The following is a 15,077-nucleotide window of genomic DNA, read 5'->3' on the forward strand; positions in this document are numbered from 1 at the left end:
AAACAGAACTTACGAAATAGGAGAGTTGTCCAATGAGTCAATTTGTAAATGTGATCGGAGCCGGTTTAGCTGGAAGTGAAGCTGCATGGCAAATCGCTAAACGAGGAATTAAAGTCAATTTATACGAAATGAGACCTGTGAAACAAACGCCGGCTCACCACACAGATAAATTTGCGGAGCTTGTATGCAGCAACTCACTGCGTGCGAACGCTTTGACGAATGCAGTAGGTGTATTAAAGGAAGAAATGCGTCATTTAGATTCAGCCATTATCGCAGCAGCAGATGAAAGCTCAGTTCCTGCAGGCGGCGCGCTTGCAGTAGACCGTCATGAATTTGCAGCAAACGTGACAGATCGCGTGAAAAATCATCCGAATGTTACGGTCTTTCAAGAAGAAGTGCAAAGCATTCCAGAAGGTCCGACAATTATCGCGACTGGCCCGCTGACATCAGAAGCACTTTCAAAAGAATTAAAATCGTTAACAGGAGAAGAATATCTCTATTTCTACGATGCAGCGGCACCTATTCTAGAGAAAGATAGCATTGATATGGATAAGGTGTATTTGAAATCACGCTATGACAAAGGGGAAGCCGCATATTTAAACTGTCCAATGACAGAAGAAGAATTCGATCGTTTTTATGAGGCGCTCATTTCTGCTGAAACTGTGCCATTAAAAGAATTTGAAAAAGAAATCTTCTTTGAAGGCTGTATGCCAATTGAAGTCATGGCGAAAAGAGGAAAGAAAACGATGCTGTTTGGCCCGATGAAGCCAGTAGGACTGGAAGATCCGAAAACAGGAAAAAGACCTTACGCTGTTGTTCAATTAAGACAGGATGATGCAGCAGGTACTTTATATAACATCGTTGGCTTCCAGACACATCTAAAGTGGGGCGATCAAAAGGAAGTATTCCGTTTGATTCCAGGCCTTGAAGAAGCAGAGATTGTTCGTTACGGGGTAATGCACCGTAATACATTTATTAACTCGCCAAGCCTTTTAAGACCGACTTATCAGTTTAAAAATAGAGATGATCTATTCTTTGCCGGACAAATGACAGGCGTTGAAGGGTATGTCGAGTCTGCAGCTTCCGGACTTGTGGCTGGCATTAACGCCGCTCGTTTTGTTAAAGGGGAAGAGCTTGTGACACTTCCTGAGGAAACGGCGATTGGCAGTATGGCTTATTACATCACGTCGACAAACAAGAAAAGCTTCCAGCCGATGAATGCAAATTTTGGTTTGCTGAAAGATCTAGGTGTTCGAATTAAAAACAAACAAGAACGTTATGCAGAGTACGCTAAGCGCGCAATCGAAACTATTCAAACTATTTCGAAATCTCTGTAGTAAAACATTGCACGGAAAGCAAGATATGTGATACCATTTAAAAGCCTTAAAGAGGTGTAAAAATGACGAATAAACAGCGTCTTGTCCACTTATTCATTGAATATCTGCAAATTGAAAAAAACTATTCAGCTTTAACGATCTCAGGATATACAGAAGCCATTGAAGAGTTTGTCAGATTTATGAACATTCAAGGAATAGACGGTTTTGAAGAGGTATCCTATCAAGATACGAGAATTTATTTAACAGAAGCTTATGAAAAAGGCCTGACAAGAAGAACGATTAGTAAGAAAGTCTCTGCGCTTCGCAGCTTTTATAAATTTTTATTAAGAGAACAGCTTGTGAAAGAAAATCCTTTTTTACTCGTTAGCTTACCAAAACAGGATAAGCGGATTCCTTCATTTTTGTATGAGGAGGAACTAAAAGAGCTTTTTACAGTTTCTGATGTCAGCACACCGCTTGGGCAAAGAAATCAAGCCATTTTAGAACTTCTTTATGCAACAGGTATGAGGGTCAGTGAGTTATGTTCATTAAAAGAATCTGATCTTGATTTATCGATGGATACAGTGCTTGTTCATGGGAAAGGCAGCAAGCAGCGGTATGTTCCTTTCGGGTCATATGCTCATGAAGCGCTCATTACTTATTTAGAGGATGGAAGGCAGAAGCTGAAATCTAAGGGGAAAGACCGCGCTGATGCACATGTGTTTTTGAATCAGCGCGGGGCGCCTCTTACAGACCGAGGTGTTCGATTCATTCTCACTGAATTAATGAAAAAGGCGTCAGGTACATTACATATCCATCCTCACATGTTAAGGCACACCTTTGCCACGCATCTCTTAAACGAGGGGGCGGATTTGAGAAGTGTTCAAGAACTTCTCGGTCATTCAAATTTATCATCTACACAGGTGTACACGCATGTATCAAAAGATTCTTTAAGAAACACGTACATGTCTCATCACCCAAGGGCTTTTAAACGATCCTAAAAGGAGGTTTTTTCATGTCATCATTTCATGCAACAACCATCTTTGCCGTTCAACATAAAGGAAAAAGTGCAATGGCTGGCGACGGTCAAGTTACTTTCGGGCAGGCTGTCGTGATGAAACACACAGCAAAAAAAGTGCGCCGTCTTTTCGGAGGCAAGGTGCTTGCAGGTTTTGCAGGTTCAGTAGCAGATGCTTTTACACTCTTTGAAAAGTTTGAAACAAAGCTTGAAGAATATGGTGGCAACTTAAAGCGGGCAGCCGTAGAACTAGCGAAGGAATGGCGAAGTGATAAGATGCTAAGGCAGCTTGAGGCCATGCTCATCGTCATGAACAAAGAAAGCATCCTGCTCGTCTCTGGAACTGGAGAGGTCATCGAACCAGATGATGGGATTTTGGCCATTGGCTCAGGCGGAAACTATGCGCTTAGCGCCGGGAGAGCACTCAAAACCCATGCAGGCGATCATCTCTCAGCGAGAGAAATTGCAAAGGCCGCTCTTGAAACGGCCGGAGAAATCTGTGTCTACACGAACGATCAAATCACTTTAGAAGAGCTTGAATAGAAAGGACATGAGACGTATGGAGAAAAAGCCGTTCACCCCAAGAGAGATAGTTGAAAAGCTCGATCAATACATCATTGGTCAGCTTGATGCGAAAAAAGCAGTGGCGGTGGCTTTAAGAAACCGTTACAGAAGAAGTCTTTTACATGATAAGCTAAAGGATGAAGTCGTTCCTAAAAATATTTTAATGATCGGCCCTACAGGTGTGGGGAAAACAGAAATTGCCCGAAGAATTGCTCGAATTTCTGGTGCGCCTTTTATTAAAGTGGAAGCGACGAAATTTACTGAAGTGGGTTATGTTGGCCGTGACGTAGAGTCAATGGTGAGAGATTTAGTTGAAACAGCGATTAGACTCGTCAAAGAAGAAAAAATGAAAGATGTTCAAGATGAAGCAGAAAAACAAGCAAATAAACGTCTAGTTCATTTACTTGTTCCTGGTAAGAAAAAAAGCCAGTCTGTAAAAAATCCTTTTGAGATGCTGTTTGGCGGTTCAGATGAAGATGACCGTGATCGAGATCATTCAAATGAAGAAGTGGAACTCGAATCGACAAGAAAGCGAATTGCTCATCAGCTGGCGATGGGAGAACTTGAAGATCATTACGTCACGATCGAAGTAGAAGAACAGCAGCCTTCCATGTTTGATATGCTTCAAGGCTCGGGTATGGAGCAAATGGGTATGAACATGCAGGATGCGCTCGGCAATCTCATGCCTAAAAAGAAAAAACGCAGAAAGCTGACTGTCAGAGAAGCAAGAAAGGCGTTAACGGCTGAGGAAGCTTCAAAACTGATTGATATGGATGAAGTCAGTCAGGAAGCGGTCTACAAAGCAGAGCAGCAAGGAATTATTTTTATCGATGAAATCGACAAAATCGCCAAAAGCGGCGGTGCATCATCTGCAGATGTTTCTCGTGAAGGGGTTCAGCGTGATATTTTACCGATTGTAGAAGGTTCAACTGTGATGACGAAATATGGTGCCGTTAAAACTGATCATGTGCTTTTTGTTGCAGCAGGTGCATTTCATATGGCAAAGCCATCAGATTTGATTCCCGAGCTTCAGGGGCGCTTCCCAATTCGTGTAGAATTAGATAAATTAAGTATAGAAGACTTTGTGAAAATCTTAACGGAACCAGATAATGCATTATTAAAGCAATATAAAGCTTTACTTGAAACAGAAGGTATATCTCTTGAATTTTCTGACGATGCTATTCATAAGATTGCCGAAGTGGCTTATCATGTCAATCAGGAGACAGATAACATCGGTGCAAGAAGGCTTCATACCATACTTGAGAAGCTGCTTGAAGAGCTTTCATTTGAGGCGCCTGATATTACGATGGAGACAGTGACCATTACCCCTCAGTATGTCGAAGAGAAGCTAGGAAAGATTGCAAATAACAAAGATTTAAGTCAATTTATACTTTAACAAATGAATAAAGTAATCTAGGAGGATCATTATTATGGCGTTACTACAAAAAACAAGGATTATTAACTCAATGCTGCAAGATGCAGCGGGGAAACCAGTTAATTTCAAAGAAATGGCAGAAACACTGAGAGATGTCATTGATTCAAACATTTTCGTATTAAGCAGAAGGGGAAAGCTTCTTGGTTACTCCATTAATCAACAGATCGAAAATGCACGTATGAAAAAAATGCTTGAAGATCGTCAGTTCCCTGAAGAATATACAAAGAGTCTATTCAATGTCCCAGAAACGTCTTCAAACCTTGATATTAACAGTGAATATACAGCTTTCCCGATTGAGAACCGTGACTTATTCCAATCAGGTTTAACAACAATTGTTCCAATTATCGGCGGAGGAGATCGTTTAGGTACGTTAATCCTGTCCCGCTTACAAGATACATTCACAGATGATGATTTAATTCTTGCTGAATACGGGGCAACAGTTGTTGGAATGGAGATTCTTCGCGAGAAAGCAGAGGAAATCGAAGAAGAAGCAAGAAGTAAAGCGGTTGTCCAAATGGCGATTAGCTCTCTATCATACAGTGAGCTTGAAGCGATTGAGCACATTTTTGAAGAGCTTGATGGAAACGAAGGTCTTCTTGTCGCAAGTAAAATTGCAGACCGTGTAGGGATCACTCGTTCAGTGATCGTAAACGCCTTACGTAAGTTAGAAAGTGCAGGCGTAATCGAATCTCGTTCTCTTGGAATGAAGGGAACGTACATCAAAGTGTTAAACAACAAATTTTTAATTGAACTCGAAAATTTAAAATCTCATTAATCAAAAACCCTTTTTGGCCGAAATAAATGCTGAAAAGGGTTTTTTATGTGAAAAAATGAGGATTTGTCCGAAAAATGTCACTCTTTTTTCCAAGAAACCCCTTACAAATCTGTAGTGCTTTGAATCTAGGCCTTTATACCTATTCGTAAAATAGATATATATTACGAGTTTTTTTTACATATACATCATAGACTTTAATCCTATTATTTCTTACAATGAACATATGGTTTTACAAATCTCGACATGATTAAATGGAATGAAATACATATGATTGGAGGTATATGGTTTTGGATATATTTTCTGGAACGATAAGCAACCTTGAGAATGCCTTGGGCAGAGCGAATGTTAAGCAAAAAGTCATAAGCAATAATATCGCGAATATAGACACACCGAACTACAAGTCGAAAAACGTCGCATTCCATGACATGCTAAATGATGCATCGAACAAATTAGATGCTAAAAAAACATACCAAGGTCACATTGATTTTTCGAAAACAGGGTCTAATTATTCAGTTGTTTCTAGTAACCGTACTTCATATCAAGAAAACGGAAATAATGTCGATATTGATCAAGAGATGAGTGAACTCGCTAAAAACCAAATTCAGTATAATGCTTTGGTGGAAAGAATGAGCGGGAAATTTAATTCTCTTAAAACAGTTTTGACAGGAGGTAAGTGATGTCGATTTTTTCAGGAGTGAACGCTTCGGCCTCAGCATTAACGGCACAGAGGCTCAGAATGGACGTTGTATCCTCAAACCTTGCAAATATGGATACAACAAGAGCTAAACAGGTTGATGGCAACTGGGAGCCTTATAGACGTAAACTTGTCACATTACAGCCGTCAGGTGAATCATTTTCATCTATATTGAACTCAAGTATGAATTCGAGCGGCAAATTAGGAAACGGCGTCAAAGTAACAAAGATTACAGAAGACGAAACTCCATTCAACCTTCAATATGATCCTACAAATCCCGATGCCAATGAAAATGGATATGTTCAAACACCAAATGTCGATCCATTAAAAGAAATGGTCGACCTCATCAGCAGCTCAAGATCATATGAAGCAAACGTGACTGCTCTAAATGCGAACAAAAGCATGCTGATGAAAGCTTTAGAAATAGGAAAGTAAGGTGAAAAGAATTGGTTAATGCAATATCTCCTTTCCAGCTTCAAACCGCTCAGCAAGCAAGTGAATTGACGAATGCATCGTCCTTGCAGGCGGCTGCACCTAAAAGTCAAACGAATTTCTCTGATGTGCTGAAGAATTCCATTGAGGCATTAAATCAATCACAGCTGAAATCAGACCAGTATACAAATGCGCTTGCACAAGGAAAAGATGTCAATCTCGATGAAGTCATGATTGCCTCGCAGAAAGCGAGTGTCACACTCACAGCTGCGACAGAGTTTCGAAATAAAGCAGTCGAAGCGTACCAAGAGATTATGAGAATGCAGATGTAGGAGGTGCTGGTGGACAAAAAAAGACTGAATGGAATGACCGGGGGTTAAGATGAATCGTACTTTAATGCAATTAAGAACAAAAACAGTTGAGTTTTGGCGAAATCGATCAAAATTACAAAAAATACTCATGATTGGCGGCGTTGCTGCCCTAGCAATCATTATTACGGTTGTTAGCATCTTTGCTTCTTCTGAAAAAATGGTTCCGCTCTTTAGAGACTTGTCTGAGGCAGAAGCTGGACAAATCAAACAGGAACTAGATGGCAAAAACGTTAAATCGGAACTTGCAAACAATGGAACAACGATTCTCGTTCCAGAAAAGCAAGCAGACTCTTTAAAAGTAACACTCGCATCTGAAGGGCTTCCTAAGACAGGCAACATTGATTATTCCTTCTTTGCAAACAATTCAGGCTTCGGTTTAACAGATAATGAATTTGATGTTCTGAAAGTAGACGCAACTCAGACAGAACTATCCAATCTGATCAATACAATTGATGGGATTAAAGATTCAAAAGTGATGATTAACCTGCCAAAAGATTCCGTTTTTGTTGGAGAAGAGCAAAGTAATGCATCAGCATCCATTGTGCTGCAAGTTGAGCCTGGCTACACGCTTACGCCGCAGCAAGTAAAAGGCCTTTATCATCTTATTTCAAAAAGTGTGCCGAATTTAAAAACAGAAAACATTGTCATTATGGACCAAGATTCCAACTACTACGACTTAAACACCAGTTCCGATTCTTATGCAAGTGGAATGGATGCACAGCAGCAGAAAAAAGAGGAAATCGAAAAGAATCTTCAAAGAAAAATTCAGCAGCTGCTCGGAACAATGATGGGTCAAGATAAAGTGGCTGTATCGGTCACAACAGACATTGATTTTACTGAAGAAAAAAGAAAAGAAGACCTTGTAGAACCTGTTGATAAAGAAAACATGCAGGGGATTGCTGTCAGCGCTGAAAAGATTGCTGAAACATATTCAGGCAATGGAGCAGCAGCTGGAGGCACCGCTGGAACAGGTGACGATGATGTCACAAATTATCAAGGTGCCGATGGAGCGAATGGAAGCGGAGATTACGAAAAGAGTGAAGATCGTATCAATTATGAAGTCAACCGCATTCATAAAGATATCAAAGAAAGCCCTTATAAAATTAGAGATGTTGGCATTCAAGCGTTGGTCGAACCACCAACTGCAAACGATGCAAACTCTTTAACAGCTGAAAGACAAGATGATATCAAAAAGATTCTTTCAACGATCATTAGCACATCGATTGATAAAGAATACACAAATGGTCAAGCGCTCACTCAAGCAGACTTAGATAACAAAATCGTTTTATCTGTATCAAAATTAGACGGTAAACAGCAAACTGCGGCAGATAACCCTTCAAACAATATTCCAATCTGGGTTTATATTGTAGGCGGTGTGCTCCTACTTGCAATTATCGCTCTTATCATTCTTCTTGTACGTAAGCGTAGAAGAGATGAGGAAGAAGAGTTTGAGTTTGATGAACGTACACCAATCGATGTTCCTGATATCGACACTGAACCAGAAACAGAAGAAATGGTGAGAAAAAATCAGCTTGAAAAAATGGCAAAAGAAAAACCAGAAGACTTTGCTAAATTGCTACGCAGCTGGCTGTCCGAGGATTAGGAGGAATACACATGTCGAGAAAAGATCCAAATCGACTAACAGGCAGACAAAAAGCAGCAATCCTAATGATTTCCTTAGGGCTAGACGTGTCAGCATCTGTATACAAACATCTGTCTGAAGACGAAATAGAAAAATTAACATTAGAAATTTCCAATGTACGAAGTGTAGATACTGCTAAAAAAGATGAAATCATCGAAGAGTTTCACAGCATTGCCATCGCGCAGGACTACATATCGCAGGGCGGTCTTATGTACGCAAGACAAGTGCTTGAAAAAGCGCTTGGTGAGGACAAAGCGGACAGCATCTTAAACCGGTTAACATCCTCTCTTCAAGTAAAACCATTTGATTTTGCTCGAAAGGCTGAACCAGAACAAATTTTAAACTTTATCCAGCATGAGCATCCACAAACGATTGCGCTCATCCTTTCCTACCTGGATCCAGTGCAGGCTGGGCAAATTTTATCTGAATTAGGCGAGGAAGTACAAACTGAGGTTGCAAGACGTATTGCCTTAATGGACCGCACATCTCCAGAGATCATCAATGAGGTGGAACGCATTCTTGAACAAAAGCTGTCTTCAACCTTTACGCAGGACTACACGCAAACAGGCGGAGTCGAAGCGGTTGTGGAAGTGCTAAATGGTGTAGACCGTGCTACGGAGAAGACCATTTTAGACACACTTGAAATTCAAGATCCTGAACTTGCTGATGAAATTAAGAAACGTATGTTTGTCTTTGAAGATATTGTCACTCTTGACAGCAGAGCGATTCAGCGCGTCATCAGAGATGTTGAAAATGATGACTTATTGCTCGCACTCAAAGTGGCAAGCGAAGAGGTCAAAGAAATTGTCTTCCGCAACATGTCACAGCGGATGGTCGAAACATTCAAAGAAGAAATGGAGTTTATGGGGCCTGTCCGGCTTAGAGATGTCGAGGAAGCACAAACCCGTATTGTCAGCATCGTAAGACGACTTGAGGAAGCTGGAGAAATCGTCATAGCTCGAGGCGGAGGAGACGATATCATTGTCTAGGATTATCAAACATGAAACATCTGTTATTCCTGAACAAGGACGGCAAACGATTCCTTTACAGCAAGTGGAGTTTAAAAGAGAACATCACGAAGAAGAGCTTGTCAATGAAACCGAAGCATCGCAGCTTGTACTTAGTGATGCAGAAGATCAGGCGAGCCGCATCTTAGACCAAGCAAACAGTGAGCTGGAAAAAACAATGGCTGAAATCAATCAGCGCAGAACTGATTTTGAAGAAGAAAGAATACAGCTCATTGAAGAAGCGAAACAAGCAGGTTATCAAGACGGCTTTCAAAAGGGCGAAGCAGATGCAAATTTGCAGTACCAAGCTATTCTTGATCAAGCAAATGACATCGCCGGTCTTGCAAGGCAGGACTACGAAGAAAAAATTGAAAGCTCTGCTGAGCAAATTGTGGAACTTGCTTTTGAACTCGCTAAACGCGTTTGGAATGCAGCTGAGGAGACGAAAGATCAATTTTTGGCTCTTGTGAAGCAGGTCATTTCAGAAGTGAAAGAATATGACGATATTTCCATCTATGTTGACCCTGAACATTACGAGCATGTGATGGAATATAAAGACGAATTGATTAGAATCCTTCAAAAGGATACACATCTTGCCATTTACTCGGATGAAAAAGCGCCAAAAGGAACTTGTTACGTAGAAACAAGTTTTGGAAAAGTGGAAGCGAGTGTTGATACCCAATTGAATCAGCTGAAAGAAAAATTATTAGAAGTCATTGATTCAGGTGATCACAAATGAAAATGGATGTGTTAAAAGAAACGATTGAAACCGCTGATCCTTATAAACGATTTGGAAAAGTCAACCGAGTGGTTGGGCTGATGATTGAATCTAAGGGGCCGGAGAGTTCGATCGGTGACGTGTGTCTCATTCATAAAAAAGGGAGCAAGCACCATCCGATAAAAGCAGAGGTCGTAGGGTTTAGAGATGAAAACATTCTGCTCATGCCTTATGTAGAAGCATCCAATATTTCACCAGGAAGTCTTGTGGAAGCGACGGGTGAGTCGCTGAAGGTCAAAGTAGGGACTGGATTAATAGGTGAAGTCGTTGATGCCTTCGGTGATCCGCTTGATGGCAGTATGCTTCCAAAGGGACTTGCACCTGTTTCGACAGATCAATCACCCCCAAATCCGATGGACAGACCGCCTATTCGAGAAAAGATGGGTGTCGGCGTTAGAGTCATTGATAGTTTGCTCACAGTTGGCACTGGTCAAAGGATCGGGATTTTTGCCGGAAGTGGTGTTGGAAAAAGTACCTTAATGGGGATGATTGCAAAGCAGACAGAAGCAGACCTCAATGTCATTGCCCTTGTTGGAGAGCGTGGCCGTGAAGTTCGTGAGTTTATTGAAAAGGATTTAGGTGCTGAAGGACTGAAGCGATCAATTGTTGTCGTCGCAACTTCTGACCAGCCTGCACTGACGAGACTGAAAGCTGCCTATACTGCAACAGCCATTGCGGAATATTTCAGAGACAGAGGCAAAAATGTCATGTTCATGATGGATTCTGTTACGAGGGTTGCCATGGCGCAAAGGGAAATAGGTCTTGCAACTGGCGAGCCGCCAACAACAAAAGGATATACACCATCAGTGTTCGCTATACTGCCAAAATTGCTCGAACGAACTGGGACAAATCAGCTTGGTTCGATCACAGCGTTTTACACAGTTCTTGTTGATGGGGACGATATGAATGAACCGATCGCTGATACAGTGAGGGGGATCCTGGATGGCCACATTGTCCTTGATCGTGCTTTAGCCAACAAAGGACAATTTCCCGCTGTTAATATTTTGAAAAGTATCAGCCGTGTCATGAGCAATATCGCAAGTCATGATCACAAGGAAGCGGCTAACCGGTTCCGCCAGCTTTTATCCACTTATCAAAACGCTGAAGACCTCATTAATATAGGAGCATATAAAAAAGGCTCCTCCAAAGATATTGATGAGGCCATGCAGGCTTACCCTCATCTGATTTCATTTTTGAAGCAGGATGTAGATGAGGCTGTATCTATTGAAGACAGTGTGAGTTTATTGCTCAGTTTGATGAATAGAGAGGATTGACAAAAACAGTGAGATATCAATACAAATTTCAAAAGCTCTTAGAACTGAAAGAAAGTGAAAAAGACAAGTCACTTGCAGCGTACCAACAATCCGTTTCGGCATTTGAGCAAGTCGCTGAAAAACTCTATGAAAATATGAGTAAAAAAGAGCTAATGGAAAAAAGCAAAGAAGAAAAGCTGAGAAGTGGAATGAGTGTTCAAGAAATGCGTCATTACCAGCAATTTGTGACCAACTTAGATAACACCATTCAGCATTATCAGCAGCTTGTGATCATGAAACGTCATCAAATGAATGAAAAACAATCTGATTTAACTGAAAAAAACATTGAGTTTAAAAAGTTTGAAAAAATGAAAGAAAAGCAATTTGAAAAGTTTTCCCTTGAACATAAGGCAATTGAAATGAAAGAAATGGATGATATCTCTATCAGCCAATTCATGTTTCAAGGACATTAGGAGTCGAGATGAATGCCTAAGAAGGAAAAAACGAAGGAATCAGGCGGCGGGAAATTTCAATGGATCTTGTTTATTGTCATCATCCCATTGATTGTGCTTGTGATTGTCACTGGCACGATCCTTTATATGGCAGGTTTTGATCTAAAGAAACCGCTCCAAAACATTCCGGTGATCAGCAGCTTAGTTGGTTCAGATGACACCTCAAAAACGTCATCTTCACCTAATGATCAAAACGATGCAGAGTTGAAAGAACTGAAAAAGACCATTAAAGAGCAAAAAAATGAGCTCGAAATTGCACAAAAAGATTTGAAAACAAGTGATGAAGAGATTAAAAGACTGAATCAAAAAATCAACTCACTTGAAAAAACATCTGAAAATGATGCAAAGAATACGTCAGCCAATGACAGTTCATCGAATAACAGCTCATCAAATAATACGTCAGGTAATAACTCGGCAGAAGAGTCCTCTGATGCAGCGGCATCCTCTAATCAGCAGACAAAAGGAAAGATCGCCAGCATTTATGAAAGCATGGACCCAGGGAAATCCGCCAAAATTTTATCAGAACTAAGTGATAAAGAGGCATTAAAAATCCTTGAAGAGCTGAGCAAAAATAAACTGACAGACATTTTAGCAAAATTGACACCTCAGAAGGCAGCAACGTTTACAAAAGAGCTTGCCAAAAAAGAAGAACGTGAAAATGGGGGTGGACAATAAGTGAAGCTATTGGATATTGCAGCCTTACAGCAATCTTCTCAAGGTCTCTCGGGACTAAAGGGAGGCGGCGGCGCGGCAACTGCCAGCGGTTTGTTTAAACAATTACTTAGCGGAGCAGGTGCCCAAAGCGGTCCTGTTGATGCTGAGACAGCCGCTTCTGCCTCTCTTTCTATCAATGATGCGATGCAGATCATTGAAAAATGGATGCAATCACCTGAAGAAGGAATGAGCGAAGACCTACTAAGTGCGCTTCAAACACTACAAGGTCAAACACTTGAAGCAACTGATCTCAAGTCACTTGAAGAATTATTTCAAAAAATGGAATCTTCCATGTACGGTGATCAAGCTGAAAAGCCAGGTTCTGAACATAGTGAACAACTCATACAAGTCCACTTTTTCATCTATCAATTGCTCAATCAACAGCCGCTCAGCTTTGATGCGAAACTTGTACAGGATATTGAAGGAAAAGGTCAAGACTTCATCGACTTTCTTTCGAAAAACGGGGTAGATGAGAAACTCATTCAGCAAGTAAAAGAGCAGTTCTTCTCGCAGGGTTCAGCACCAAAACTGAATTCGATGACTCAAAGTGAGCTAAAGCACTTTAATCAGTTAATCGATCATATGATGGCGAGTGCGAAAGGATCTGACAAAGAGTGGAAAATTTCATTAGGAGAGTTGAAGGAACTGGTCTCTCCAAAACAAGAATCTACTCTCGCTTCTCCGGCAAAAGGGAATGCATCTCTTGAGTGGCTCATCAAAAAAGAAGTCGTGAAAGGACAAAGCACTGCTGCGCCAGCTTCTGAAAAAATAATGACCCACTCGCTTCTGCCAGGTCATAAGCAGTTTTTCCATCTGCAGTCAGCGGCTCCTGTTCAGCAGACACAAACGACTGATGAAAAGCCAGGAACAGTTGATCAGCAAATTCTAAACACGTGGAAGCAAATGAAATTCACGCCGTTTGGCAATTCAAGCGGACGGTTTACCGTTCGATTAAATCCTGAAAATCTTGGATTTATTACCATTCAGCTAACGAAACAAAACGGTATGTATGCGAGTAAAATTACTGCCTCGACGCAAGCAGCAAAAGAGCTGTTAGAGCATCACCTTCCGCAGCTCAAGCAGGCGCTTCCGAATATGTCGGTTCAAGTGGACCGTTTCCATATACCGCTTCAATCAAATGAGCAGCCGTTATTTGGACAGTTTAGTGAAGAAAACAAGCAGCAGCAGCCAAAAGGACAAAATTTCCAGCAGACTGATGAACAGGAAGCAGAATTCCAAGATGTTCTGGATGCTCTTGTTGGGTCAGATGAAGAAGAGGAGGAGATTTAATGGCAACAGTTGATGCTACGAATAGAACAGCCGCACAAACAGACACTTCTTCAAAAGCAGAAAAGAAAACAGATACGCTCGGCAAAGATCAATTCTTGAAAATTTTGCTCACACAGCTTCAAAACCAAGATCCGACAAATCCGCTTGATGACCGTGAGTTTGTCACGCAGCTTGCCACTTTTTCATCTTTAGAACAGCAAACCAATATGAACGATTCGATCACTAAGCTGAATCAGCTCATGTCTACATTTGTTGCACACCAAGATCCGTTTACGACGTATGTAGGCTGGATTGGTAAAGAAGTATCGGGCAAGCTGGATGATAAAGAGATATCGGGCACTGTGAAGTCTGTTAAAAACATAGACAATGAATACTTGCTTATTTTGGAAGATGGAACGAAAATCAGCCCTTGGGACGTTACAGCAGTTGGAGAAAAAACGAAGTAATTCGAGGAGGAAAATAAATGTTACGCTCACTTTACTCAGGAATTAGCGGAATGAAAAACTTCCAAACAAAATTAGATGTGGTAGCCAATAACGTAGCCAACGTCAATACACACGGATACAAAAAAAGCCGTATCACGTTTAAAGATATGGTCAGTCAAACCATTTCAAGCTCAGGTGGACCGACGAACAATTCTGGTTCGATCAACTCAAAACAAGTTGGTTTAGGATCATCTTTATCTTCTATTGATAAAATCATGAAACCAGGCTCTTCTCAAAATACAGACGAACCATATGATTTCTATATTAATGGAGATGGATTTTTCCGTATTCAAAAGCAAGGTGAAATCCTATTTACAAGAACAGGGAACTTCAAACCTGATTCAAATGGGGATTTGGCAACACCTGATGGAAACTATCTACTTGGCATGGATGGACAAAGAATCAACATTCCAAGCGACAATGTGTCAAGTGTCAGTGTTGGGCCAGATGGGACCGTTTCTGTTGTTGAGAACAACGTTTCTCGTACTGTTGGGCAAATATCACTTGTGTCATTCAGTAATGCAGGAGGATTAGATAAGATTGGGGATAACCTATATCGCCAAACGCTCAGTTCCGGTGCACCAAGTAATGCCATCGCTCCTGGAACTCAAGGAACAGGTGAACTTCAAACAGGGAAACTTGAAATGTCAAACGTTGATTTAACAGACGAGTTTACCGAAATGATTATCGCGCAGCGCGGATTCCAATCGAATGCAAAGACGATCACAACTTCTGATGAAATTCTGCAAGAGCTTGTGAATCTGAAACGATAGGAGGTAGGGGGAGCGGAT

General features: G+C 41.0%; 17 protein-coding genes. All 17 read left to right on the forward strand.

Annotated elements, in window-relative coordinates:
* Positions 1–32: 32 nt before the first annotated feature.
* The 17 genes from trmFO to flgG all read left to right on the forward strand — a co-directional run bounded on the left by trmFO (position 33) and on the right by flgG (position 15,059).
* Positions 33–1,337, forward strand: a complete 1,305-nt coding sequence (gene trmFO, locus MHI46_RS07920) for an FADH(2)-oxidizing methylenetetrahydrofolate--tRNA-(uracil(54)-C(5))-methyltransferase TrmFO (RefSeq protein WP_034317774.1) — start codon at positions 33–35, stop codon at positions 1,335–1,337.
* 62 nt (positions 1,338–1,399) lie between these two features.
* Positions 1,400–2,317 (forward strand): tyrosine recombinase XerC, encoded by a 918-nt coding sequence (xerC, locus tag MHI46_RS07925; protein WP_058837707.1) that lies wholly within the window; start codon positions 1,400–1,402, stop codon positions 2,315–2,317.
* A gap of 14 nt (positions 2,318–2,331) precedes the next feature.
* On the forward strand, positions 2,332–2,877 hold the full coding sequence (gene hslV / locus MHI46_RS07930) for an ATP-dependent protease subunit HslV (protein WP_024424181.1): 546 nt from the start codon (positions 2,332–2,334) through the stop codon (positions 2,875–2,877).
* Between the two features lie 16 nt (positions 2,878–2,893).
* The gene (gene hslU, locus MHI46_RS07935) at positions 2,894–4,294 is read left to right on the forward strand and encodes an HslU--HslV peptidase ATPase subunit (protein WP_039178511.1); all 1,401 of its coding nucleotides are present in this window, start codon (positions 2,894–2,896) and stop codon (positions 4,292–4,294) included.
* 34 nt (positions 4,295–4,328) lie between these two features.
* Entirely contained in the window at positions 4,329–5,108 is a 780-nt protein-coding gene (codY, locus tag MHI46_RS07940) for a GTP-sensing pleiotropic transcriptional regulator CodY (protein ID WP_007499612.1), read from the forward strand.
* Positions 5,109–5,395: 287 nt separating this feature from the next.
* Positions 5,396–5,785 carry a flagellar basal body rod protein FlgB gene (gene flgB, locus MHI46_RS07945; protein WP_039178512.1) on the forward strand — a complete coding sequence of 130 codons (390 nt, stop codon included), beginning with the start codon at positions 5,396–5,398 and terminating at the stop codon, positions 5,783–5,785.
* Positions 5,785–6,237, forward strand: coding sequence for a flagellar basal body rod protein FlgC (gene flgC / locus MHI46_RS07950; RefSeq protein WP_024424179.1), 453 nt, complete (start codon positions 5,785–5,787; stop codon positions 6,235–6,237). Before flgB ends, flgC begins: the two co-directional genes overlap by 1 nt.
* An 11-nt stretch (positions 6,238–6,248) precedes the next feature.
* A complete protein-coding gene (fliE, locus tag MHI46_RS07955) occupies positions 6,249–6,566 on the forward strand; it encodes a flagellar hook-basal body complex protein FliE (protein WP_039178515.1) in 318 nt (105 codons plus the stop codon).
* Between the two features lie 49 nt (positions 6,567–6,615).
* On the forward strand, positions 6,616–8,208 hold the full coding sequence (fliF, locus tag MHI46_RS07960) for a flagellar basal-body MS-ring/collar protein FliF (protein ID WP_039178517.1): 1,593 nt from the start codon (positions 6,616–6,618) through the stop codon (positions 8,206–8,208).
* 11 nt (positions 8,209–8,219) lie between these two features.
* Entirely contained in the window at positions 8,220–9,236 is a 1,017-nt protein-coding gene (fliG, locus tag MHI46_RS07965) for a flagellar motor switch protein FliG (RefSeq protein ID WP_039178520.1), read from the forward strand.
* Complete coding sequence (fliH, locus tag MHI46_RS07970) at positions 9,229–9,993, forward strand: flagellar assembly protein FliH (RefSeq protein ID WP_039178522.1); 765 nt, start codon at positions 9,229–9,231, stop codon at positions 9,991–9,993. Before fliG ends, fliH begins: the two co-directional genes overlap by 8 nt.
* On the forward strand, positions 9,990–11,306 hold the full coding sequence (gene fliI / locus MHI46_RS07975; protein WP_047202160.1) for a flagellar protein export ATPase FliI: 1,317 nt from the start codon (positions 9,990–9,992) through the stop codon (positions 11,304–11,306). Before fliH ends, fliI begins: the two co-directional genes overlap by 4 nt.
* Positions 11,307–11,314: 8 nt before the next feature.
* Entirely contained in the window at positions 11,315–11,758 is a 444-nt protein-coding gene (fliJ, locus tag MHI46_RS07980; RefSeq protein WP_024424173.1) for a flagellar export protein FliJ, read from the forward strand.
* A 12-nt stretch (positions 11,759–11,770) separates the two neighbouring features.
* Complete coding sequence (locus MHI46_RS07985; RefSeq protein WP_342503212.1) at positions 11,771–12,472, forward strand: MotE family protein; 702 nt, start codon at positions 11,771–11,773, stop codon at positions 12,470–12,472.
* The gene (locus tag MHI46_RS07990; protein ID WP_251180745.1) at positions 12,473–13,801 is read left to right on the forward strand and encodes a flagellar hook-length control protein FliK; all 1,329 of its coding nucleotides are present in this window, start codon (positions 12,473–12,475) and stop codon (positions 13,799–13,801) included.
* The gene (flgD, locus tag MHI46_RS07995; RefSeq protein ID WP_039178531.1) at positions 13,801–14,247 is read left to right on the forward strand and encodes a flagellar hook assembly protein FlgD; all 447 of its coding nucleotides are present in this window, start codon (positions 13,801–13,803) and stop codon (positions 14,245–14,247) included. The genes MHI46_RS07990 and flgD overlap by 1 nt, the downstream gene beginning before the upstream one ends.
* A gap of 17 nt (positions 14,248–14,264) precedes the next feature.
* Entirely contained in the window at positions 14,265–15,059 is a 795-nt protein-coding gene (gene flgG, locus MHI46_RS08000; protein WP_039178534.1) for a flagellar basal body rod protein FlgG, read from the forward strand.
* Positions 15,060–15,077: the final 18 nt, after the last annotated feature.

The sequence above is a fragment of the Bacillus sp. FSL K6-1000 genome, from assembly GCF_038630785.1.
GTDB classification, from domain to species: Bacteria; Bacillota; Bacilli; order Bacillales; family Bacillaceae; genus Bacillus; species Bacillus safensis.